Source organism: Pseudomonas sp. fls2-241-R2A-110, assembly GCF_030209165.1.
In the GTDB taxonomy this organism is placed as follows: domain Bacteria; phylum Pseudomonadota; class Gammaproteobacteria; order Pseudomonadales; family Pseudomonadaceae; genus Aquipseudomonas.
Window position 1 is genome coordinate 176,193 of record NZ_JARVSN010000021.1, and the last position, 20,711, is coordinate 196,903.

Annotated in this window: 22 protein-coding genes and 1 tRNA gene; 12 read left to right on the top strand and 11 right to left on the bottom strand. The window is 59.0% G+C overall.

The annotated features are described in order from the left end of the window. The first annotated feature begins 174 nt into the window (after positions 1 to 174). A complete protein-coding gene (locus QRN31_RS17825) occupies positions 175 to 636 on the top strand; it encodes a carboxypeptidase regulatory-like domain-containing protein (protein ID WP_285433463.1) in 462 nt (153 codons plus the stop codon). Positions 637 to 807: 171 nt separating this feature from the next. Here QRN31_RS17825 and QRN31_RS17830 read toward each other — a convergent pair. The 5 genes from QRN31_RS17830 to QRN31_RS17850 all read right to left on the bottom strand — a co-directional run bounded on the left by QRN31_RS17830 (position 808) and on the right by QRN31_RS17850 (position 5,031). After that, positions 808 to 883: transfer RNA gene (locus QRN31_RS17830), tRNA-Phe, on the bottom strand. A gap of 103 nt (positions 884 to 986) precedes the next feature. Next, entirely contained in the window at positions 987 to 1,259 is a 273-nt protein-coding gene (locus QRN31_RS17835; protein ID WP_090176790.1) for an oxidative damage protection protein, read from the bottom strand. Next, the gene (mutY, locus tag QRN31_RS17840) at positions 1,256 to 2,323 is read right to left on the bottom strand and encodes an A/G-specific adenine glycosylase (protein WP_285433466.1); all 1,068 of its coding nucleotides are present in this window, start codon (positions 2,321 to 2,323) and stop codon (positions 1,256 to 1,258) included. Before mutY ends, QRN31_RS17835 begins: the two co-directional genes overlap by 4 nt. After that, entirely contained in the window at positions 2,320 to 4,548 is a 2,229-nt protein-coding gene (locus tag QRN31_RS17845; RefSeq protein ID WP_285433468.1) for an AsmA family protein, read from the bottom strand. The genes mutY and QRN31_RS17845 overlap by 4 nt, the downstream gene beginning before the upstream one ends. Positions 4,549 to 4,626: 78 nt before the next feature. Next, positions 4,627 to 5,031, bottom strand: coding sequence for an acetyl-CoA sensor PanZ family protein (locus tag QRN31_RS17850; RefSeq protein WP_285433469.1), 405 nt, complete (start codon positions 5,029 to 5,031; stop codon positions 4,627 to 4,629). Positions 5,032 to 5,252: 221 nt separating this feature from the next. Between QRN31_RS17850 and QRN31_RS17855 the strand changes: the two genes are divergently transcribed. From QRN31_RS17855 to hisF, 6 genes are all read left to right on the top strand, one after another. Further along, positions 5,253 to 6,917 (top strand): OFA family MFS transporter, encoded by a 1,665-nt coding sequence (locus QRN31_RS17855; RefSeq protein WP_285433470.1) that lies wholly within the window; start codon positions 5,253 to 5,255, stop codon positions 6,915 to 6,917. A gap of 270 nt (positions 6,918 to 7,187) precedes the next feature. Further along, complete coding sequence (gene hisB, locus QRN31_RS17860; RefSeq protein WP_003218037.1) at positions 7,188 to 7,781, top strand: imidazoleglycerol-phosphate dehydratase HisB; 594 nt, start codon at positions 7,188 to 7,190, stop codon at positions 7,779 to 7,781. After that, the gene (hisH, locus tag QRN31_RS17865; protein ID WP_285433472.1) at positions 7,781 to 8,419 is read left to right on the top strand and encodes an imidazole glycerol phosphate synthase subunit HisH; all 639 of its coding nucleotides are present in this window, start codon (positions 7,781 to 7,783) and stop codon (positions 8,417 to 8,419) included. Before hisB ends, hisH begins: the two co-directional genes overlap by 1 nt. After that, positions 8,420 to 8,677 carry a DUF2164 domain-containing protein gene (locus QRN31_RS17870; protein ID WP_050682512.1) on the top strand — a complete coding sequence of 86 codons (258 nt, stop codon included), beginning with the start codon at positions 8,420 to 8,422 and terminating at the stop codon, positions 8,675 to 8,677. A gap of 42 nt (positions 8,678 to 8,719) precedes the next feature. After that, positions 8,720 to 9,457 (top strand): 1-(5-phosphoribosyl)-5-[(5-phosphoribosylamino)methylideneamino]imidazole-4-carboxamide isomerase, encoded by a 738-nt coding sequence (gene hisA / locus QRN31_RS17875; RefSeq protein ID WP_017336056.1) that lies wholly within the window; start codon positions 8,720 to 8,722, stop codon positions 9,455 to 9,457. 9 nt (positions 9,458 to 9,466) lie between these two features. Continuing rightward, the gene (gene hisF / locus QRN31_RS17880) at positions 9,467 to 10,237 is read left to right on the top strand and encodes an imidazole glycerol phosphate synthase subunit HisF (protein WP_007897430.1); all 771 of its coding nucleotides are present in this window, start codon (positions 9,467 to 9,469) and stop codon (positions 10,235 to 10,237) included. A 35-nt stretch (positions 10,238 to 10,272) separates the two neighbouring features. Here the strand turns inward: hisF and QRN31_RS17885 are convergent, their stop codons facing one another. After that, entirely contained in the window at positions 10,273 to 11,796 is a 1,524-nt protein-coding gene (locus QRN31_RS17885) for a trypsin-like serine peptidase (RefSeq protein ID WP_285433476.1), read from the bottom strand. Positions 11,797 to 12,007: 211 nt separating this feature from the next. Here QRN31_RS17885 and QRN31_RS17890 point away from each other — a divergent pair, with 211 nt between their 5' ends. Then, entirely contained in the window at positions 12,008 to 12,763 is a 756-nt protein-coding gene (locus tag QRN31_RS17890) for a substrate-binding periplasmic protein (RefSeq protein ID WP_285433478.1), read from the top strand. Between the two features lie 145 nt (positions 12,764 to 12,908). Here QRN31_RS17890 and QRN31_RS17895 read toward each other — a convergent pair whose 3' ends face one another. From QRN31_RS17895 to gpmI, 4 genes are all read right to left on the bottom strand, one after another. Then, positions 12,909 to 13,676, bottom strand: coding sequence for a divergent polysaccharide deacetylase family protein (locus tag QRN31_RS17895; protein ID WP_285433480.1), 768 nt, complete (start codon positions 13,674 to 13,676; stop codon positions 12,909 to 12,911). Between the two features lies 1 nt (position 13,677). After that, positions 13,678 to 14,997: a S41 family peptidase gene (locus QRN31_RS17900; protein WP_285433481.1), complete on the bottom strand. Its 1,320-nt coding sequence runs from the start codon at positions 14,995 to 14,997 to the stop codon at positions 13,678 to 13,680. A gap of 34 nt (positions 14,998 to 15,031) precedes the next feature. Then, complete coding sequence (locus tag QRN31_RS17905; protein WP_285433482.1) at positions 15,032 to 16,330, bottom strand: murein hydrolase activator EnvC family protein; 1,299 nt, start codon at positions 16,328 to 16,330, stop codon at positions 15,032 to 15,034. A 240-nt stretch (positions 16,331 to 16,570) separates the two neighbouring features. Continuing rightward, entirely contained in the window at positions 16,571 to 18,100 is a 1,530-nt protein-coding gene (gene gpmI, locus QRN31_RS17910) for a 2,3-bisphosphoglycerate-independent phosphoglycerate mutase (RefSeq protein ID WP_285433484.1), read from the bottom strand. A gap of 153 nt (positions 18,101 to 18,253) precedes the next feature. On the opposite strand from gpmI, the gene QRN31_RS17915 reads away from it, so the two are divergent. The 3 genes from QRN31_RS17915 to secB are packed head-to-tail and all read left to right on the top strand — an operon-like array spanning position 18,254 to position 19,450. Beyond that, positions 18,254 to 18,667 (top strand): rhodanese-like domain-containing protein, encoded by a 414-nt coding sequence (locus QRN31_RS17915; RefSeq protein WP_285433486.1) that lies wholly within the window; start codon positions 18,254 to 18,256, stop codon positions 18,665 to 18,667. 1 nt (position 18,668) lies between these two features. Further along, entirely contained in the window at positions 18,669 to 18,923 is a 255-nt protein-coding gene (grxC, locus tag QRN31_RS17920) for a glutaredoxin 3 (protein WP_222589389.1), read from the top strand. Positions 18,924 to 18,964: 41 nt separating this feature from the next. Further along, positions 18,965 to 19,450, top strand: coding sequence for a protein-export chaperone SecB (secB, locus tag QRN31_RS17925; RefSeq protein WP_150702707.1), 486 nt, complete (start codon positions 18,965 to 18,967; stop codon positions 19,448 to 19,450). A 114-nt stretch (positions 19,451 to 19,564) separates the two neighbouring features. Here the strand turns inward: secB and QRN31_RS17930 are convergent, their stop codons facing one another. Further along, entirely contained in the window at positions 19,565 to 20,020 is a 456-nt protein-coding gene (locus tag QRN31_RS17930; RefSeq protein WP_007949025.1) for a tRNA (cytidine(34)-2'-O)-methyltransferase, read from the bottom strand. Here QRN31_RS17930 and QRN31_RS17935 point away from each other — a divergent pair. Further along, positions 20,019 to 20,459, top strand: a complete 441-nt coding sequence (locus QRN31_RS17935; protein ID WP_285433491.1) for a hypothetical protein — start codon at positions 20,019 to 20,021, stop codon at positions 20,457 to 20,459. The genes QRN31_RS17930 and QRN31_RS17935 overlap by 2 nt on opposite strands. The last annotated feature ends 252 nt before the right edge of the window (positions 20,460 to 20,711 follow it).

Below are 20,711 nucleotides of genomic sequence, written 5' to 3' on the forward strand. Positions count from 1 at the left end.
GCTTGCGTCGTTTGGCCACGCAGTATGAGTTGCCTCTAGGCACGCTCCCTTGGAATACGTCGTGTAGTCCTATTTGAGGCTCATCACAGTACTAATCGATATAAAACTTGAACGTCCCGTCAGAAATCTAAATGACGTAACGATAGGGTTCTGTAGAACCCGGGAGTCGTCATCATGAAACACATCCATTCATTGATACTGCCCATCGCTGCTGTCGGTGTGTTGATGTTTCCCTCCATGGCTCCGGCAATACAGCCGGGACCTGTTGACACCGCCGGTGTGCAGATTCAGCCAGAACAGCAGAATGGAATCAGATACCTGTCAGGAGGCATTGGTGAGGATGAGGCACGCTTCGTTCAACAATCTCATGGGTACAACTTGCACATGAGTTTCTCTATCGGACCTGCAAACGAATTTCTGCCCGACGTGAATGTGGTCGTTCAGAACGCACAAGGACATCCTGTGTTCAGCCTGGATCAGGCCGGCCCCTTGGTGTACGTGCAGCTTCCTCCGGGCAAGTACACGGTAGTCACCACGCGTAACGGCCAGGAACGGCGCAATACCGTGGACATCGGAAGCGGTCCGGCCCGTGACCTGAACCTTCACTGGACAGGCCAGCAATATGTCTCGGGCTAATAACTTCAAAAATGCAGTCATACAAAAAAACCGCAGGAAGCGGTTTTTTTGTGGGTGTCTGATGCGTCTGCCGATTTCCGCGGGGGAGGGCGGCTCGGCGCAAAACCCGGGCCCCATCAAATCCCGGGCATAAAAAAACCCTGAATCTTGCGATTCAGGGTTTTCGGTATTTGGTGCCCAGAGACGGAATCGAACCGCCGACACGGGGATTTTCAATCCCCTGCTCTACCGACTGAGCTATCTGGGCAACGGGGCGCATTAAACGGGTTTTTCAGGGGGTCGTCAAGCAAGTTTTCAAAAAATATTTAATTATTACCGTCGCTTACGTGTCGACCCCGGATTTTGATCAATTATTGAGCAGGTGGGACGTAGCCGTCAGCCTTGGCGTATTCCTCGCCGGAAAAGAACTTGTCCATCTCGCCCTGAAGGTATTTGCGGTCTTCGGCGTTCATCATGTTCAGGCGTTTTTCGTTGATCAGCAGGGTCTGGTGCTTTTGCCAGTCAGCCCAGGCCTTGGCCGAGACATGGTCAAAAATGTCCTGACCTTTTGCGCCCGGGAAGGGGGCTTTCTCCAGAGCGGGCAATTCTTCTTTGTACTTGCGGCACATGATGGTGCGGGTCATGACGACTCTCCTGCGTTCAATACGGCGGCCGCGCGTTCGAGCAAGGTTTTGACCGGGGCGGCAAGGCCCAGGCGCGGCGGGGTGGCGAGGTTATACCAGAGCCAGTCGGCCTCGGCCACGTGGTGGCCGGCCTCCTGGACCTGAACCAGCCAGGGTTCGATGGATAATTGAAAATGGCTGAAGGTGTGCACCAGGCTCGGCAGTGCCTGTTGGGTGCCCAGTTCGAGCGAGTGCTGCGAGGCCAGGTGTTGCAGGTCATCGAGGTCGTCGAGTTCCGGCAAGCTCCAGAGACCGCCCCACAAGCCCGTTGAAGGGCGACGGTAAAGCAGAATCGCGCCTTCGCCATTGGCGAGCATTGGCATCAGCGTGCGCTTCTGTGGCACCGCTTTGCGTGGCTTGGGGATCGGGTAGCGGGTTTCCAGGCCGAGCATGTGTGCCTCGCAGCCCTTTTCCAGCGGGCAAAGCAGACAACTTGGTTTGCTACGGGTGCAGAGCGTGGCGCCCAGGTCCATCATCGCCTGGGTGTAGGCGTTGACCCGGTCATGCGGCGTGAAGCGCTCGGCGTTCGCCCACAGCTGTTTGGCAACCTTCGGCTCGCCCGGATAACCCTCTTGCGCCGTAAACCGCGCCAGCACCCGTTTGACGTTGCCGTCGAGGATCGGCGCCCGCAGGCCCATGCTCAGGCTGGCGATCGCGCCCGCCGTCGACAAGCCGATGCCCGGCAGCTCAACCAGCTTTTCAACATCGCGTGGAAACTCGCCGCCGTGCTCGGCGACAACAATCTTCGCGGTCTTCTGCAAATTGCGCGCGCGAGTGTAGTAACCCAGGCCGGTCCACAGGTGCAGCACTTCGTCTTCCGGTGCGGCGGCCAGGGCTTCGACCGTTGGCAGCGAAGCCATGAAACGGTCGAAGTAGTTCAGTACGGTGCTGACCTGGGTTTGCTGCAGCATGATTTCCGAGACCCACACCCGGTACGGGGTGATCCCCTGTTGCCAGGGCAAATCGTGGCGGCCGTGGCGGTCGTACCAATCCAGCACCGCCGATGAAAACTGCTCGGCTTTCATCGCTTGAACAGCCCCTTCAGTGCGTTTTTCAGTTCGGGGCTGACTTTGTCGCCAAGCTTCTCGTCGATTTTGTCGCTGAGCTTTTCGCCAGCCAGTTTGGCGGCGACCTGGCCCATGCGTTCGTTGTCCACGCGGCAGGCCTTGGCGCCGAGTTCCAGCGGGCCACGGCAGCGCAGCGGCCACTCGATACCAACGTACTTTTCACCCACCTGGCAGGCCGGATCGGGCATGGCGCTGGTGTCGCCTTCGACGACGATGCCCACGCGATAATCCATGCCCAGTACTCGCAGGTCGACGTCACCGTTGCCGTTGACGGTCATGCCCGGGATGCGCACTTTGAGGTCCGGGTTGCTGGCCACGCCGTTATGCAAGGTCAGGTTGCCTTTGAGTTCCTGGAACGGAGTGTCCTTGCCCTTCGGCTCGCCGCTGAGGGTTTTACGGTTCAGGGTGGCGATGCCTTTGCACAGTTGTTGCTCAAGGTTGGCGTTGAGCAATACGCCATTGTTGATGACAAAACCGGCGTTGCCGTTGAGGCTCTCGATCAGCGCTTTCTGGCTATTGCCGCTGGCGGTCAACGCACTGTTGAGCGTCACCAGTCCCTTGACCGGAGGCTTCTTGCCTTGGCTTTCGAGGATTTGTTCCACCGGTACTCGGGTGATGCGCGTTTGCATGGCCAGCGCCGGCACTTCCTGACGCACGTCCAGCGTGCCCTTGGTTTCGAAGTTGCCGTCGTACAGATCGCCGCGCAGGTTCTCCAGCGTCAGCAAGCCGCCCTGGCCGGTGGCCTTGAGTGCTGCGTTGTGGATCGGCAGTTTGTCGAGGGTCAACTCGCCGAAGGTCAGATCAGCGTCCACGTCGAGTTTGCTCAAGCGCTCTACCGGCAACAGGCGTTCGGTGCTCCACGCGGTTTTGGTCGGTGCTTCGGGCAGCGGGGTGCTGCCGGCACCGGCCATGGCGCTGGCTTCGGTGTTGGCCACTTCGGCCTGACGCACCTGCGTCGCGCTGTTGGCTTCGGCGGATTTGGGCGGCAGGTAGCGGTCGGCGTTGAAGGTGTCAGCCTTGAGCACTACGCGCAGTGATTGCTTGGCGAAATCCTCGACGGCGATGCGGCCACTGAAGCTGCTGTCATCGACTTTCAGGTTGATATTGTCGAAGGACACGCTGGTCGGCGTACCTGCCACACGGCTGACCAGCTCGACTTTACTCAGGCTGCCATCGGCCATGGTTGGAAGTTTCTGGCCGATGCTGTCAACGAATTTTGCCAGGTCGAATTGGGCAATCGAGATGGCCCCATTGATCTGCGGGGTCTTGTCGAGGTCGTTGACCTTCAACTCACCCAGCGCTCGCAACTGGTTGGCGGAAATCTTGATGCCGGTCCACTCGGCGACGTTAGCGGCTTTGTCCAGCAGCAACTGGCCCTGGGCGGCGAAGGTCATGGTTTTGCCTTGCAGTGGATCGCCAGCGACTTCGCCGGAGAGCTTCATGTCTTCGAATTTGTAGCGCTGCAGTGCGCGCTCGAAGCGCAACTCGCCATTGAGCTCGGTACGGACACGCAAGACCGGCTGGTTAGTGCCCAGGAATGCTGTGAGTTTGACCGGGATGTTGGTCGAGTCATGGACCGGGCCGGTGCTCAACTGGATGCTTTCGGCGCTGAACTGCTTGCCGGTTTTCTCATCGTTGTATTCAACGCGGGCGTTGTTCACGGTGAGGCTGTCGATGTCCAGGCGCGCCGGCTGCGGCGGCTTTTCTACCTGGACGGTGGTTTGCGGGGCAGGGGCGGACTGGTCAGAGGTGGCTGGTGGTGTGGCCGGCACGGCGGACGGGACTTTGCCGATGTCTTCCCAGTTGCCATGGCCATCCTTGTCGCGGTTCAGGCGCAGGTTCAGGCCTTCGACGCGTACATCGCTCATCTGCACCTCACGGCGCAGCAGCGGCAAAACCCGGACAGAGAGGCCGAGCATCTGCAAGTCAGCGAACGGCTCGGTGGGCTTGGCCAGGGTCGCGACACTGGCTTCGTGCAGTTCAAGCCCCAGCCACGGGAACAGGCTCCAGCCGATATCGCCATTGAGCGTCAGCTCGATGTGGGCCTTGTCGCGGGCAATCTGGCGAATCTCGTCTTTGTAGTCGTTGGGATCGAAGAGGTGGGTCAGGGCAAAGCCCAGCGCCACAATGATCAGCAACAGCCCGAGAAGTACCAGACCCAGGATTTTGCCGAACGCTTTCATGGGCGAGTCCTTGTATTTAGTCGAATTCGAAATTTAGCCGGGGAGTATAGCGCTCCAAAGCGCACGACCGGTCAGCGATCACACCGGCAGTTCATCGAGCGCAACCTTCAGCTTGGCGGCCAGCGCTTGTGCTTCGAGATGCCCGGCCGGTGCCAGCAAATGCAGGACCGCACCTGATTGCGCCGCCATTTTCTGTGCTTCATTCACCAGGCGTTCGGCCACACCGCGACGACGGGTAATTTTTCGTACGCATAATTGGGACAGGTGCCAGACACCAGGGTGCCGTTGCAAACGAGCCGCGCCGAGCAGCCGATCATTGAAGCGTCCGGCAATCAGTGAACCGTCGCGCAGGCAGCCTTCAATCAACTGCATGTCCCCTGAAAACGGGGCAAACAGCCAGTCCGGGGCATCGCGATAGATCTTCTGCAGATCTTGCTGATCCTGATAGGTGGCTTCGTTCAGCGGCTCGACAATGATCGGCATGGTGGTTCCTTCAGTGGTACGAGAACAGATGACAGACAAAAGGTGATATCACTTTGGTTTTTCTGTCACGTACAGATGTTAACCTCTCTCAGTTCGTCCGTCCTTCCGCGGCGTGATGTCGCACCAAAAGGGAGCTTCCCCGAAAAAACAGCCATGCGTGCGCATAAAGGCTGAGGGGGAAGAATGGCTGGCGAACTCTACTAATAATTGGGGGATACACAATGACAACGAGCATCACGGCGGACGGCCTCAGCGCCGATCAGCCCGCGTTCCTGTCCAAGGAACGCATCATCGCCAAGCCCGGTTTCAACCGTTGGCTGGTGCCACCTGCCGCATTGGCCATCCACCTCTGCATCGGCATGGCCTACGGCTTTTCGGTGTTCTGGTTGCCACTGTCCAAAGCCCTGGGTGTGACCGCTCCAGTGGCTTGCGCGCCGGACATGAGCTTCATCTCGCAGGTTTTCTCGTCGCAATGTGACTGGCCGATCTCGATGCTCGGCTGGATCTACACCCTGTTTTTCATCTTCCTGGGTTGCTCGGCAGCGATCTGGGGCGGCTGGCTGGAACATGCCGGGCCGCGCAAGGCTGGCGTCGTGTCGGCGCTGTGCTGGTGTGGCGGTCTGCTGATTTCCGCGCTGGGGGTTTATACCCACCAGATCTGGCTGATGTGGATTGGCTCCGGGGTCATTGGCGGTATCGGTCTGGGCCTGGGTTACATCTCGCCCGTCTCGACCTTGATCAAGTGGTTCCCGGACAAGCGTGGCATGGCCACCGGCATGGCGATCATGGGGTTTGGTGGTGGTGCGATGGTCGGTGCTCCGCTGGCCGCGGCCCTGATGGGCCACTTCGCTTCGCCAACCAGCGTCGGCGTGTGGCAGAGCTTCCTGGTGATGGCCGCGATCTACTTCGTGTTCATGATCGGCGGCGCACTGTCCTACCGCGTTCCGCCCACCGGCTGGAAGCCTGAAGGCTGGACCGCCCCGGCGAAAAAAGCTTCGAACGCGATGATCACTCATCGTCACGTTCACGTGAATGTAGCGTGGAAAACTCCGCAATTCCGTCTGGTGTGGCTGGTGCTGTGCCTGAACGTATCCGCCGGTATCGGCATCCTTGGCATGGCGTCGCCGCTTTTGCAGGAAGTGTTTGCCGGTAAATTGCTGGGCAACAATCTAACGTTCGGTCAGCTGGACGCTGCGCAACTGGCCTCGATTGCGGCGATTGCTGCCGGTTTCACCGGTTTGCTGAGCCTGTTCAACATCGGTGGCCGGTTCTTCTGGGCTTCGTTCTCGGACTACCTGGGTCGCAAAAACACCTACTTCGTGTTCTTCGCCCTCGGTTTCGCGCTGTATGCGCTGATCCCCAACCTCGGTCACCTGGGCAACGTTGCACTGTTCGTAGCGGCGTTCTGCATCATCCTGTCGATGTACGGCGGTGGTTTTGCGACGGTGCCGGCTTACCTGGCAGACCTGTTCGGTACGCAAATGGTTGGCGCGATCCACGGTCGTCTGTTGACCGCGTGGGCGGCGGCGGGCGTATTGGGTCCGGTGTTGGTGAACTACCTGCGTGAATATCAGCTGAGCATCGGCGTTGAACGTGCCGCGGCTTACGACATCACCTTGTACATCCTCGCGGGGCTGCTGGTGCTGGGTTTCCTGTGCAACTTGATGGTGCGCCCGGTAGCCGATAAGTACTTCATGAGCGACGCTGAACTCGCTGCCGAACAGGCGCTGGGTCACGACAAGGGTGCCGATGCGACCACCGTTCTTGAATGGAAAGCCGCGCCAGGCACCAAGCCGCTTGCGATCGCTGCGTGGCTGGTGGTGGGCATTCCGTTGGCGTGGGGTGTCTGGGTCACCCTGCAGAAAACTGCGGTCCTGTTCCACTAAGTCGCCTGCCTAACGCATAACCTGTGGGAGCGAGCTTGCTCGCGATGGCGGTCTTACAATCGACAGAAATGTTGAATGTGATGGCCTCATCGCGAGCAAGCTCGCTCCCACATTTGTTTGAGGTGCCTTCAATTCCGCTTGTATGGACATGTCTATCCCCGACAGCACGGAATTCACTCCGTCAGTCATATCACCTCTCGTGTTTCTGTTTCGCGCCCGCCCCCCTATAATGGCTGCCTTTTTCGCCCAATGATTTTTGCGGAGCTGGTGATGGCCGAACGTAAGGCGTCAGTCGAGCGCGACACTCTGGAAACCCAGATCAAAGCCTCGATCAACCTGGATGGCACCGGAAAGGCCCGATTTGATATCGGTGTTCCTTTTCTTGAGCACATGCTGGACCAGATCGCCCGTCACGGGCTGATCGACCTGGATATTGTCAGCAAGGGCGACCTGCATATCGACGACCACCACACCGTGGAAGACGTCGGTATCACCCTGGGTCAGGCCTTTGCCAAAGCCATCGGCGACAAAAAAGGCATCCGTCGTTACGGTCACGCCTATGTGCCGCTCGATGAAGCGCTGTCGCGCGTTGTGATCGACTTTTCCGGCCGTCCTGGCCTGCAGATGCATGTTCCCTACACCCGCGCCACCGTTGGCGGCTTCGACGTTGACCTGTTTCAGGAATTCTTCCAGGGCTTCGTCAACCATGCGCTCGTGAGCCTGCACATCGACAACCTGCGCGGCACCAACACCCACCACCAGATCGAAACCGTGTTCAAGGCTTTCGGCCGCGCGCTGCGCATGGCCGTCGAGCTCGATGACCGCATGGCCGGTCAGATGCCCTCGACCAAAGGCGTTCTGTAATGCAGACGGTCGCGGTTATCGATTACGGCATGGGCAACCTGCACTCGGTGGCCAAGGCCCTCGAGCACGTCGGTGCCGGCAAGGTGCTGATCACCAGCGATGCCGATGTGATTCGCGAAGCCGACCGGGTGGTTTTCCCCGGTGTCGGCGCGATTCGCGATTGCATGGCGGAGATCCGTCGCCTGGGCTTCGATGCGCTGGTGCGCGAAGTCAGTCAGGACCGTCCGTTCCTCGGCATCTGCGTCGGCATGCAAGCCTTGCTCGACAGCAGTGAAGAGAACGATGGCGTCGATTGCATCGGACTGTTCCCGGGCGCGGTGAAGTTCTTCGGCAAAGACCTGCATGAAGACGGCGAACACCTGAAAGTCCCTCACATGGGCTGGAACGAAGTGAAGCAGACGGTGAGTCACCCGCTGTGGCACAACATTCCGGACATGGCGCGTTTCTACTTCGTGCACAGCTACTACATCGCCGCCGGCAATGCGCGGCAGGTGGTGGGTGGCGGTCACTATGGTGTCGATTTCGCCGCAGCGCTGGCCGATGGCTCGCGTTTCGCCGTGCAGTTCCACCCGGAGAAGAGCCATACCCATGGCCTGCAATTGCTGCAGAACTTCGCCGCGTGGGATGGTCGCTGGTAAATGGCCGTCAAGAAGAAGCCACCGATCCTGACCCTCACTCCCGAACAGGAGAACGAGGCGAACCAGAAGATCAAACGCTTCATGGAAGATCGCTTCGAACTGGACCTGGGTTCGTTCGAAGCGGCTGAAATCCTTGAGCTGTTTACCCGTGAAATTGCGCCGCATTATTACAACAGGGCGATTTTCGATGTGCAGACGCACCTCAAAGAGAGGTTCGAAAGCATCGAAAGCGACTTGTGGGCGCTCGAGAAAAACTGATTTCCGAGCGAAGCTGAACACTCGAATTTGAAGGTTTGCCAGATGCTGATTATTCCCGCTATCGATCTCAAGGACGGTGCCTGTGTTCGTCTGCGCCAGGGCCGCATGGAAGATTCCACAGTGTTCTCCGATGACCCGGTGAGCATGGCTGCCAAGTGGGTGGAAGGCGGTTGCCGCCGTCTGCATCTGGTCGACCTGAACGGCGCATTCGAAGGCCAGCCGGTCAACGGCGAAGTCGTTACCGCGATTGCCAAGCGCTACCCGAACCTGCCGATCCAGATCGGCGGCGGTATCCGTTCCCTGGAAACCATCGAGCACTATGTCAAAGCGGGCGTGAGCTACGTCATCATCGGCACCAAAGCCGTGAAAGATCCGGCCTTCGTTGCCGAAGCCTGCCGCGCGTTCCCGGGCAAGGTGATCGTTGGTCTGGACGCCAAGGACGGCTTCGTCGCTACCGACGGCTGGGCTGAAATCAGCACCGTTCAGGTGATCGACCTGGCCAAGCAATTCGAAGCCGACGGTGTGTCTGCGATCGTTTATACCGACATCGCCAAAGACGGCATGATGCAGGGCTGCAACGTTCCGTTCACGGCTGCGCTGGCCGCTGCCACGCGCATTCCGGTGATCGCTTCCGGCGGTATCCACAATCTGGGTGACATCAAATCGCTGCTCGACGCCAAGGCGCCAGGCATCATCGGCGCGATCACCGGCCGGGCGATCTATGAAGGCACCCTCGACGTCGCTGAAGCGCAAGCTTTCTGCGATTCGTACAAAGGCTGAGGACTGACCATGGCGCTGGCCAAACGCATCATCCCTTGCCTGGACGTGGACAACGGCCGGGTGGTCAAGGGCGTCAAGTTCGAGAACATTCGTGATGCTGGCGACCCGGTGGAAATTGCCCGTCGCTACGACGAGCAAGGTGCCGACGAGATTACCTTCCTCGACATCACCGCCAGCGTCGACGGTCGCGACACCACGCTGCATACCGTCGAGCGCATGGCCAGCCAGGTGTTCATCCCGCTGACCGTGGGCGGTGGCGTACGCACCGTGCAGGACATCCGCAACCTGCTCAATGCTGGCGCGGACAAGGTCTCGATCAACACCGCGGCGGTGTTCAACCCGGAATTCGTTGGCGAGGCTGCCCAGCATTTCGGTTCGCAGTGCATCGTCGTCGCCATTGACGCGAAGAAGGTCTCGGGACCGGGTGAAACCCCGCGCTGGGAGATCTTCACACACGGCGGTCGCAAACCTACCGGCCTCGATGCTGTTGAGTGGGCGAAGAAAATGGAAGGCCTCGGTGCCGGCGAAATCCTGCTGACCAGCATGGACCAGGACGGCATGAAAAACGGTTTCGACCTGGGCGTTACCCGCGCCATCAGCGACGCGCTTGGCATCCCGGTGATTGCCTCCGGCGGCGTCGGCAACCTGCAGCACTTGGCTGACGGCATCCTCGAAGGCCACGCCAGCGCGGTGTTGGCGGCGAGTATTTTCCACTTCGGCGAATACACCGTGCAGGAAGCCAAGGCCTACATGGCGCATCGCGGCATCGTCATGCGATAACGGCCGACGGCCCGGGAACATTCTCCGGGCCGTAGTCAACGAGCCGCGTCGGCGTCGGCTGATGTGGCCTGTTGCGCCCCAGTCACGCGGTTGAACACGTCAATCCTGGGTTCGGACGCTTGTCCCGACTTGTCATAAGCGATGACGCAAAGTTTTCCCGGAAGTTTGTCATTCGCAATAAAGAAATCCATTGGCATGTTCTCGATGTATTTATCGGGCGCATGACAATCGGTGGTTTCCACAGGACCATATTTAATCGAGTAGGTCCGATACGGCGCTTCGGCTTCCGCCAGTTTTACAAAGACTTCGGCCTCGATCGACAAATCAGGCGGCGCTGTTGGCTTGTTATCCAATATCTCTATTGGTAACGATAAAGCGTTTTTAAGCAGGCCCGCTTCAGGCCGTTGTGTCGCAGAATCTACACCGACGATGCACAGAAAATAGAATCCGGGTGTCGTTCCTATCTGCGCGTTGATGAACGCGTCCGTGGCACTGATGGCATCGCTATAGTGTTGTGTGCTCTCGCACTCCATTGCGCTGCGAACAGATTTAAAGCGATAAAACGCGGTGCTGATCGAAAATCGATAATTCCAGGTCGGTACGACAAACGAACGGTCATCCAGCTGTTTGGCCCTTTTGTAGCTTTCCAGATGATTCGTGCTTTCAATGGTAAAGGTTGGGTAGAGCTGGCAGGACGACGGCGGATTTGTAGCAATACGACCTTGCAAGAAGCATCCGTTTAGAAGCGTCGTAGCGTTGCCATACACGTTCCCCGGCACAGCCTGAAAGGTATCGCCAATCGGTGTACATGGCGCGTTGTCGAGACACGGAACAATGCCCTCCTCAAAATTTCCCGTGCCTATAATGCCGATGATCTCGTTGGTATAGCGTTCGAGTACAGGACTTCCGGACCCACCGCCCCGAACATCCTGGCAGCGCGTCATAAAGGTGTTTCGCCATACCCATGCCCCTTCAACAATCTCCTTGGCCGGCTGTAGCGTGCACGCCGCCATGCGCAACGTAATCTGGTCAAAGCCCTTGGGGGCACCCACGATCAACATATCCGTATCGTATGGTGGTATGTCGCGAGCCAGCTTCAAGGGTTGTATGCCCTCATCGATGAGCTTTTGAATGCTGGCGTCGAGTTCGATAATCGCCATATCAACGCCTTGCATGCTCCGCCATGTCACGGTCTTCAATGGATAACGCTTGAACGTGGAAACATCGGCGAAGTAATTGAAATCCATGGTTCCACTGAAGGGGCTGTCGGTCACAATGTTTCCATTGCTCAACTCTACGCAGTGTCCTGCGGTCAGTACGTAAGCGGGAGTTTCAGAGGCGGTCTCATCGCGTGTATCAATTAGCGATGCGGTGCAGCTGCCTTGGTTGATTGCCAGGCGCCCGATGCCTTGCCAGTGGTCATGCGACCCGTTGCCATTGTCGAGGACTCTGGAAGAGGACAGGTTTTGCAACCCTTCGCCATAATCGTGGCTGCCTGCAAAACAGGGTGTACACAGCAAGCACAAAGTGCCGAAAAGCATGCCAGGGATCGAGTTCATTGCCAGGTGCCTCTGATGACGTGATTGAAAAACCAGACTGTTGCCGGTCATCACTAATTAATCAGGGACAGGGTCAGGAGTGGCGGTAACTATTTACCTCAACGAAGCTCTTGTGATTTGCAGTTCGGGTAGCAGTGTTATCAAAGGGCCAGTAGACATCATCGCAGGCTCAAGGCACTCTTGGGCACGCCATGGATTTCGGTAGCCCGACATGATCAAACGCCTGCTTCTTGCCCTCGCCAGTGCTTCGCTATTGCTCATCAATGGCGTGCATGCTGAAGAAAGTCCCGCCACCGACCTGGTGCTGCTGACGGAAAATTTCCCGCCGTACAACATGGCGAAGAACGGCAAGAATTTCGCTCAGGACGAGAACATCAATGGCATCGCCGTCGACATTGTCCGTGCGATGTTCAAGCGTGCCAAAGTCTCCTACAGCCTGACGCTGCGTTTTCCTTGGGAGCGAATCTACAAACTCGCCCTCGAAAGGCCCGGTTATGGCGTGTTCGTGATGGCGCGCTTGCCGGACCGTGAAAAGCTCTTCAAGTGGGTCGGCCCGATAGGCCCGGATGACTGGATCATGTTGGCCAAGGCCGACAGCAAGATCAGCATCGAGTCGCTCGAACAGGCGCGCAAATACAAGATCGGCGCGTACAAGGGTGACGCAATCGCAGAGACGCTGGCCAAGCAAGGGTTGAAGCCGATCGTTGTGCTGCGCGATCAGGACAACGCGAAAAAGCTGGAGAGTGGCCAGATTGATTTGTGGGCGACGGGTGACCCGGCCGGGCGTTATCTGGCGCGTCAGGAAGGGGTTAACGGCCTCAAGACGGTGTTGCGCTTCAACAGTGCGGAGCTTTACCTGGCCTTGAACAAGGATGTACCGGATGAACTGGTGGCCAAGCTTCAGGCGGCGCTGGATCAACTGCGCAAGGAAGGTGTAGTGGATGACATCATGGCGCGGTATCTCTAAAACGAACGCCGAACCTGTGTCATGCACAAATCCATGTGGGAGCGAGCTTGCTCGCGATTGCGGTCTGACAGCCAACGCAGAGGTTGAATGTTATGGCCTCATCGCGAGCAAGCTCGCTCCCACGTTTGATTTTAATGTCTAGCGATTAGCGGTACACGCCGTCCTTTCCATGCGCAGCCGTCGCGCGATTGCTGCGCACGCTGATCATCTGCTTGATGTCGATCCACTCAATCCCTTGAGCCTTCAGCCTGGGCAACTCACGTTCCAGCACGGCCAGCGTCTGCGGATACGGATGCCCGATCATCACCGCTGAACCCTGCTTGTGCGCCAAACTGATCGCCGTTTGCAACTGCGTCAGGATCGCTGCTTCAGTTCGCTCATCGTCCAGAAACACATCCCGCGAAACGCTCGCCAATCCGATCTTCTGTGCCTCGGCCGCCCCCACTGTCTGCGCGCTGGTGCGGCTGTCGACAAAGAACTTGTGCCGGCGCTGCAAGTCCGCCATCAGCCAGGCCATGGCCGCCGGTTGTGCCGTCATGCGACTGCCCATGTGGTTGTTGATGCCAGCGGTGTAGGGCACGACCTTGAATGCTGCGTTCAGGCGTTTTTCCAGCTCGTCGATGGGCAGGTCGGGGTGCCAGGCGAACGGGCCGGTGGCCGGGTCCATGGGCATGTGCAGGATGACGATCTTGCCGGCGCGATAGGCCTCGCGCGCAAACTCGGTGGCGTGGGGAGTGTCGGGCATGATTGCCGTGGTCACAGGGCCAGGCAGGGCCAGCACACGGCGATCCCGGGGCAGGTTCTGCCCCAGGTCATCGATGATCAGAGTGATGTAGGCCTTTTGAGGGGCGGGCGCTGCGTGAGCAACACCCGCCAGACAGCAGAACAGACCGATTAGCAACCGCAGGCGCATCTCAGCGGCCGGAGGTGATGCTCAACCCTTTGAGCAGGCTCAAAGCCTGAGCCAGTTGGTAGTCATCATCCTGCGGCATGGCCTTGGCTTTGCTGGCGGAGCTGGTCGGTTTGTCGGCGCCGCCGTTGCCATTGCCCAGGTGACCTTGCAGATCGGCTTCCTTGAAATACTCGCCGTCCTGTTCGCTGGTGATCTTGGCCTTGCGCACTTCGATGTCCGGGACGATGCCCTGAGCCTGGATCGAGCGGCCGTTCGGGGTGTAGTACAGCGCGGTGGTGATCTTCAGTGCGCGGTCGTTGTTCAGCGGCAGCACGGTTTGCACCGAGCCCTTGCCGAAACTGGTGGTGCCCATGACCACTGCGCGTTTCTGATCCTGCAAGGCGCCGGCAACAATTTCCGAGGCCGAGGCGCTGCCGCCGTTGATCAGCGCAACCATTGGCACGGCTTCGCTTTCGTCTTTGCCAGTGGCGGAGAAGCGCAGCTCGGAGTTGGCGATGCGGCCCTTGGTGTAAACGATCAGGCCCTTGGTGATGAAATGGTCGACCACTTCCACCGCCGCTTGCAGCACGCCGCCCGGGTTGTTGCGCAGGTCGAGAATGATGCCGTTGAGCTTCTTGCCGTTTTCCTTGCGCAACTTGGCCAGGGCCTTGGAGACCTCTTCGCCGGTCTTGACCTGGAACTGAGTGATGCGGATGTAGCCGTAGCCCGACTCCAGCAGTTGGGCCTTCACGCTCTTCACCTGAATGATCGCGCGAGTCAGGACCACGTCGAACGGCGTGCCGCCGTCGCGAACCAGGGTCAGGGTGATTTTCTGGCCGATCTTGCCGCGCATCTTGTCCACGGCTTCGGTCATGCTCTGGCCGCGGGTCGGCTGGCCGTTGATCTTGACGATGAAGTCGCCCGCCTGAATGCCAGCCTTGGAGGCCGGGGTGTCATCGATGGGCGAAACCACTTTGATGAAGCCATCTTCGGCGCCGACTTCGATGCCCAGGCCGCCGAATTCGCCGCTGGTGCTTTCCTGCAATTCAGCGAAGTCTTCCGGACCCAGGTAGGCGGAGTGCGGATCGAGATTGCTGAGCATGCCCTTGATGGCGTTTTCCAGCAGGGTCTTGTCGTCCACCGGTTCGACATAGGCTGCCTTGATTCGATCCATGACCTCGGCAAAGGTGCGCAACTCTTCCAGAGGCAATGGCGCCTTGGTGGTCGCAGCGGTGCCCGCAGGCGCGACAGCCGGGGCAGGTTGAGCGGCGAACGCCAGAGGCGCGCCGATCACCAGGGCGATCGTCAGGGCCAGCGAGGTAAGGCGGGACAAATGCAGCATGTCGAACGAACTCCTAATGTAGGTGACTCAACGCCTATCCTTGCGCGCGGCACCATTGCGCCGGATCACTCGGGTGACCCTGCTGACGAATAGCGAAATACAGCGCTGGCGTGTCCTGCCCGCCACTGTTGCCGACAGTGGAGATGGACTCACCGGCTTTTACCACGTCACCCGCAGACTTGAGCAGCGTCTGGTTGTGACCATAAAGACTCAAAAATCCGTTGCCGTGGTCGAGGATCACCAGCAGCCCGGCGCCCCGCAGCCAATCTGCAAACACCACACGACCGCCATGCACGGCATGCACCTGGCTACCGGCGGGAGCGCTGATCATCACGCCGTCCCACTTGGTCCGGGCATCGTCGCCACGGGTTTCGCCAAAGCGTGCCAACAGTCGACCATCAACAGGCCAGGGAAGTTTTCCCCGGGAGGACGCAAAAGGACCGCCAAAGGTTTCGCCTGAACTTGAAACCAGCGCGCCAGGTGTTGATTTAACAGGTTTGCGTGGGGCGTCGGTGGTCTCTGCGTCTGCAGCCGCCTGGGCCTCACGTAAACGCTTTTTTTCGGCTTCCTGCTGGGCGATCAGCGCTTTTTGTCGCGCTTCTTCAGCCTCTCGAGCCTGGCGAGCCAGGGTTTCTTCGATGGTTTTAAGGACTTTAGACAGGTCTGCCTGATCTTGCTCGCGGGCGGCGAGTTTCTGATCGCGCGCCTTCACGTCGTCGCTGAGCTTGGCCAGGACTTGCTGGCGTTCTTTGCGAACCTTGTCGAGCTCATCGCGCTGGGTGTCCAGGCTGCTTTTCTGCACCAGCAATTGCGCCTGCTGCAGGTTGATGTCTTTTTCGACATTGGCCAGCTGGCGCAAGGTTTCGTTGAAATTCTTCAGCTGCTCCAGGCGAGCCTGGCTCAGGTAATCGTAATAGGTGAGGGTGCGAGCGAATTTTTCCGGATTCTGCTGGTTGAGCAGCAGCTTCAAGTACTCCTGGCGGCCGTTCTGATAGGCCGCGCGGGCCTGAATGGCGATCAGTCTTTGCTGTTCAACGCGTGCGCTCTGGAGTTTTTTTTTCTCACCATCGAGTCGCTGCAGCTCGGATTCGCTTTTCTTCAGCTCTTTTTGCAGGGTTTCGACCTGCTTCTCGAGCTTGCCCATCTCGGTCTCGGTGCCTTTGAGGTCCTTCTGCACACCGGATTTTTCTTCCTGCAGCTTGCCCAGCATTTTTTTCAGCTCGGCAATGTCCTGACGCGTGGCGTCCAACTGTTGTTGGGTTTGCGCGCGCTCGTCAGCAAAGGCCGGTTGGAGCAGGCAGGTCAGAGCGAGGGCTATCAGGACGCGAAGCATAGAGGCGGGTGATACCAGGGAAAGGGACGGCCTAGTATGCCCGCCAAGCGCCGCAAAAAAAATGCCCAATTGGGGCTGTGTGATAACCGGAGCAGCGTTGCCTCTGAAAACACTCCAAAACCACTGTGGGAGCGAGCTTGCTCGCGATGGCGTCTTACATTCAACAATGATGTTGACTGTCAGGACGCCATCGCGAGCAAGCTCGCTCCCACAGGGTTTGGTGGTGTTTGAGGGGATCTCTTACACCAGAATCGACGTACCGGTCATTTCAGACGGCTTCTCCAGGCCCATCAACATCAGCATGGTCGGCGCGACATCCGCCAGCACGCCGCCATCGCGCACCTTGAAATCACGCTTGCCGACATAAATGAACGGCACCGGCTCGGTGGTGTGGGCGGTGTGGGCCTGACCGGTGGAGGCGTCGGACATTTGCTCGACATTGCCGTGGTCGGCGGTGATCAGCGCTTCGCCGCCAACCTTCTCCAGGGCATCGACGATGCGGCCAACGCACAGGTCCAGGCATTCAACGGCTTTGACGGCTGCGTCGAACACACCGCTGTGGCCGACCATATCGCCGTTGGCGTAGTTGACCACGATCACGTCGTAACGCTGATTTTCAATGGCATCGACGATGCGGTCGGTGACTTCCGGGGCGCTCATCTCGGGCTGCAAGTCATAGGTGGCGACTTTCGGCGACGGGATCAGGATGCGCTCTTCGCCCGGGAACGGTTCTTCACGACCGCCGGAGAAGAAGAAGGTCACGTGGGCATATTTCTCGGTTTCGGCGATGCGCAGCTGAGTCTTGCCGTTCTTCGCCAGATAATCGCCCAGCACATTTTCCAGGCTGCCGGCAGCGAAGGCCGATGGCGCAGGAATGCTGGCGGCGTATTGGGTCAACATGACGAAGCCAGCCAGTTTCGGCTGGCGTGCACGCTCGAACTCCTTGAAGTCGTCTTCAACGAACACGCGGGTCAACTCACGGGCGCGGTCGGCGCGAAAGTTCATGAACACCACGGCGTCGCCGTCTTCGACTTTCACCGGTTCACCGATGGAAGTGGCTTTGACGAATTCGTCGCTCTCGCCACGCTCGTACGCTGCTTGCAGGCCTTCCTGAGCGGTGGCGGCGTTGAATTCGCCGTTGCCATCGACAATCAGGTTGTAGGCCTGGGCCACGCGATCCCAACGGTTGTCACGGTCCATGGCGAAATAACGACCAATGATGCTGGCGATCCGGCCTTTGCCGAGGGCCTGGAAGGTCGCGTCGAGCAGTTCGATGGACGACTGCGCGCTTTTCGGCGGCGTGTCGCGGCCATCGAGGAAGGCGTGCAGGTAGATTTTTTCAGCACCGCGCTTGAAAGCCAGTTCGGCCATGGCCACCAGGTGGTCCTGGTGACTGTGAACGCCGCCATCGGACAGCAGGCCCATGAAGTGCACGGCTTTACCGGCGGCGACGGCTTTATCGACGGCGGCGCAGATAGTCGGGTTCTCGAAAAACTCACCGTCACGGATCGATTTGGTCACGCGCGTGAAGTCCTGATACACCACGCGGCCGGCGCCGAGGTTCATGTGGCCGACTTCGGAGTTGCCCATCTGGCCGTCCGGCAAGCCGACGTCCATCCCGCTGCCCGAGATCAGGCCGTTCGGCACGGTGGCCCACAAGCGGTCCAGTACGGGCTTCTTCGCCGCAAACACGGCGTTGGATTCAGGGCTCTCACTGTGACCGAAGCCGTCGAGAATAATCAGGACCAAAGGTTTAGGCGTGGTAGTCATGGATTCCACTCGTGGCTGAATTAAAAGAGGGCGATGGAAAAGGGAGTGGCAGTTTAAAGCGAAGTTCCTGCGGCGTCACCGCCGGACGGGGTTTGGCCCACCATAGGGGCTGTGTATACTGGCCGACATTTTAACGCCCTGGAACCTCCTTCGATGGTTGCTCACCTGATTGAATTTGCCACTAACCACTATCTGCTCGTCGGTATCTTCGTCGTACTGCTGGCGTTGCTGATCGCTTATCAGATGCAAGGCGGCGGCCGCAGCCTGAGTACCGGTGAGCTGACCGGCCTGGTCAACAAGGACGCGGGCATTGTGGTCGATATTCGTTCGGTCAAGGATTTCGCCGCCGGTCACATTGTTGGCGCGTTGAACATTCCGCACGACAAACTGGCGGCACGCGTCGGCGAACTGGAAAAGCACAAGGCCAAGACCATCATCCTGGTCGACGCCCTGGGCCAGACTGCCGGCACCCACGCCCGCGAACTGATGAAATCCGGCTTCACCGCCGCCAAGCTGTCCGGCGGTATTTCCAGCTGGAAAGGCGACAACCTGCCGTTGGTGAAGTGATATGAGCAACGTCATCGTCTATTCCAGCGATTACTGCCCTTACTGCTCGCGAGCCAAGTACCTGCTCGAGAACAAAGGCGTGGCCTTCGAAGAGATCAAGGTCGATGGCAAGCCGCAGGTGCGTGCCGCCATGGCCCAGAAGGCCGGACGTACGTCCGTGCCGCAAATCTGGATCGGCGAACGCCATATCGGCGGTTGTGATGATTTGTTTGCGCTTGAGCGCGCCGGTAAGCTCGACGCCATGCTCAAGGCCTGAACGCCTTCCCTATAAGACCCCAAGATCAGAAAGGATCTGAGATGACTGACCAACAGAACACTGCAGCTAGCGAAGAAGAAACCGCACCGCAATTCTCCTTGCAGCGCATCTACGTACGTGACTTGTCCTTCGAAGCCCCGAAAAGCCCGGCAATCTTCCGCCAGCAGTGGGAACCGAGCGTCGGTCTGGATCTGAACACCCGCCAGAAGGCGCTGGAAAGCGACTTCCACGAAGTGGTGCTGACTTTGTCCGTGACCGTGAAAAACGGTGACGAAGTCGCGTTCATCGCTGAAGTGCAACAGGCCGGGATCTTCCTGATCAAGAACCTGGACGACGCTTCGATGAGCCACACCCTCGGCGCGTTCTGCCCGAACATTCTGTTCCCGTACGCTCGCGAGACCCTGGACAGCCTGGTGACCCGCGGTTCGTTCCCGGCCCTGATGCTGGCTCCGGTGAACTTCGACGCGCTGTACGCACAAGAACTGCAACGCATGCAGGCCGCGGGCGAAACTCCAACCGTTCAGTAAGCGTTCCAATGTGGGAGCGAGCTTGCTCGCGATGAGGTCATCAGCTTCAACATTAATGTTGGCTGACACACCGCCATCGCGAGCAAGCTCGCTCCCACATTTTTTTATGCCGCGTTATTTGAAGCCAAGCTGGCGCCAGCCTTCATACACGGCAACCGCCACGGTGTTCGACAGGTTCAGGCTGCGGCAGCCTTCGCGCATCGGCAGGCGCAGGCGTTGTTCGCCGGGCAGGGCATCGAGTACCTCGGCTGGCAAACCACGGCTTTCCGGGCCGAACAGGAAGGCGTCACCCTCGGCAAAACTGGCATCGTGGAACGGACGCGAGCCTTTGGTGGTGAACGCGAACAAGCGAGGATGGCCAAGGCTCTCCAGGCAGCTGGCAAGGTCGGCATGGCGTTGCAAGGTGGCATACTCGTGGTAATCGAGGCCCGCCCGGCGCAGACGCTTGTCGTCCATCTCGAAGCCCAGCGGTTCGATCAAATGCAGGTGGCAGCCGCTGTTGGCGCACAGCCTGATAACGTTGCCGGTATTCGGCGGAATTTCTGGTTGGAAAAGGATGACGTGAAACATGCACGGCTCCGAAGGTAAAGATGAGCGGCATTCTACGCCGCCAACCGACACACGTTCGAAACTATTCCCGCGCGTGATGGCTTCGCTGGCAATTGTCGGACTGATGGTGGGGTTGATGATTGGCCGTCTGACGACGCCCGACCCCTGCGAACTGCAGCAGGTTGAAGTAACGAGCGACGGCCTGGTGGTGTGGTTCAACAACGAACCCAAGTCCCACGGCGAGTTCGTGGACGGTAGCCTCGCACTGCTGTTCGAGGCTGAAGGCAAGGCGCAGAAAGGTCAGCTCAAGCTCAACGACAAAGTTGTGAACTGGCGTACGCGTTTGAGTGATGGAGGGTTGCTGTTGACGGTGGTGGCGGCCCGGCCACTGCTGGGTGAGTGGGCTGGCAGCGAGGTCGATGGCCGCTGGCGGCTGGAGATCCATCTCCGAGAGCAATAAAAGAGGGAATCCCCGGCCTGCCTGTACCAAGGTTCCCAAAACGGCAGGGCTTGCGCATTGCGTCGCAAGCCCGGTGTAAAGAAGGAACCCCTGACCTGCCTGTATCAAGGGCCCCAAAACGGGGTGGGCTCGTCGCTGTGTGCGGTGTGAGCCCGATGTAAAGAGGGGAATCCCCGGCCTGCCTGTACCAAGGTCCCCGAAACCGGGTAGTGAACTGAATCACTGAATGGACTATTGCAGGCGGCGTGCCAG

What these genes read in the sequence shown, in the direction of transcription:
- hisH (WP_285433472.1), top strand. Translation starts at nt 7,781, where the DNA reads ATGCAGACGGTCGCGGTTATCGATTACGGCATGGGCAACCTGCACTCG.
- QRN31_RS17825 (WP_285433463.1), top strand. Translation starts at nt 175, where the DNA reads ATGAAACACATCCATTCATTGATACTGCCCATCGCTGCTGTCGGTGTG.
- QRN31_RS17855 (WP_285433470.1), top strand. Translation starts at nt 5,253, where the DNA reads ATGACAACGAGCATCACGGCGGACGGCCTCAGCGCCGATCAGCCCGCG.
- grxC (WP_222589389.1), top strand. Translation starts at nt 18,669, where the DNA reads ATGAGCAACGTCATCGTCTATTCCAGCGATTACTGCCCTTACTGCTCG.
- QRN31_RS17900 (WP_285433481.1), bottom strand. Translation starts at nt 14,997, where the DNA reads ATGCTGCATTTGTCCCGCCTTACCTCGCTGGCCCTGACGATCGCCCTG.
- QRN31_RS17870 (WP_050682512.1), top strand. Translation starts at nt 8,420, where the DNA reads ATGGCCGTCAAGAAGAAGCCACCGATCCTGACCCTCACTCCCGAACAG.
- QRN31_RS17885 (WP_285433476.1), bottom strand. Translation starts at nt 11,796, where the DNA reads ATGAACTCGATCCCTGGCATGCTTTTCGGCACTTTGTGCTTGCTGTGT.
- hisB (WP_003218037.1), top strand. Translation starts at nt 7,188, where the DNA reads ATGGCCGAACGTAAGGCGTCAGTCGAGCGCGACACTCTGGAAACCCAG.
- gpmI (WP_285433484.1), bottom strand. Translation starts at nt 18,100, where the DNA reads ATGACTACCACGCCTAAACCTTTGGTCCTGATTATTCTCGACGGCTTC.
- QRN31_RS17905 (WP_285433482.1), bottom strand. Translation starts at nt 16,330, where the DNA reads ATGCTTCGCGTCCTGATAGCCCTCGCTCTGACCTGCCTGCTCCAACCG.
- QRN31_RS17930 (WP_007949025.1), bottom strand. Translation starts at nt 20,020, where the DNA reads ATGTTTCACGTCATCCTTTTCCAACCAGAAATTCCGCCGAATACCGGC.
- QRN31_RS17890 (WP_285433478.1), top strand. Translation starts at nt 12,008, where the DNA reads ATGATCAAACGCCTGCTTCTTGCCCTCGCCAGTGCTTCGCTATTGCTC.
- QRN31_RS17895 (WP_285433480.1), bottom strand. Translation starts at nt 13,676, where the DNA reads ATGCGCCTGCGGTTGCTAATCGGTCTGTTCTGCTGTCTGGCGGGTGTT.
- hisF (WP_007897430.1), top strand. Translation starts at nt 9,467, where the DNA reads ATGGCGCTGGCCAAACGCATCATCCCTTGCCTGGACGTGGACAACGGC.
- QRN31_RS17935 (WP_285433491.1), top strand. Translation starts at nt 20,019, where the DNA reads ATGCACGGCTCCGAAGGTAAAGATGAGCGGCATTCTACGCCGCCAACC.
- QRN31_RS17845 (WP_285433468.1), bottom strand. Translation starts at nt 4,548, where the DNA reads ATGAAAGCGTTCGGCAAAATCCTGGGTCTGGTACTTCTCGGGCTGTTG.
- mutY (WP_285433466.1), bottom strand. Translation starts at nt 2,323, where the DNA reads ATGAAAGCCGAGCAGTTTTCATCGGCGGTGCTGGATTGGTACGACCGC.
- QRN31_RS17850 (WP_285433469.1), bottom strand. Translation starts at nt 5,031, where the DNA reads ATGCCGATCATTGTCGAGCCGCTGAACGAAGCCACCTATCAGGATCAG.
- hisA (WP_017336056.1), top strand. Translation starts at nt 8,720, where the DNA reads ATGCTGATTATTCCCGCTATCGATCTCAAGGACGGTGCCTGTGTTCGT.
- secB (WP_150702707.1), top strand. Translation starts at nt 18,965, where the DNA reads ATGACTGACCAACAGAACACTGCAGCTAGCGAAGAAGAAACCGCACCG.
- QRN31_RS17915 (WP_285433486.1), top strand. Translation starts at nt 18,254, where the DNA reads ATGGTTGCTCACCTGATTGAATTTGCCACTAACCACTATCTGCTCGTC.
- QRN31_RS17835 (WP_090176790.1), bottom strand. Translation starts at nt 1,259, where the DNA reads ATGACCCGCACCATCATGTGCCGCAAGTACAAAGAAGAATTGCCCGCT.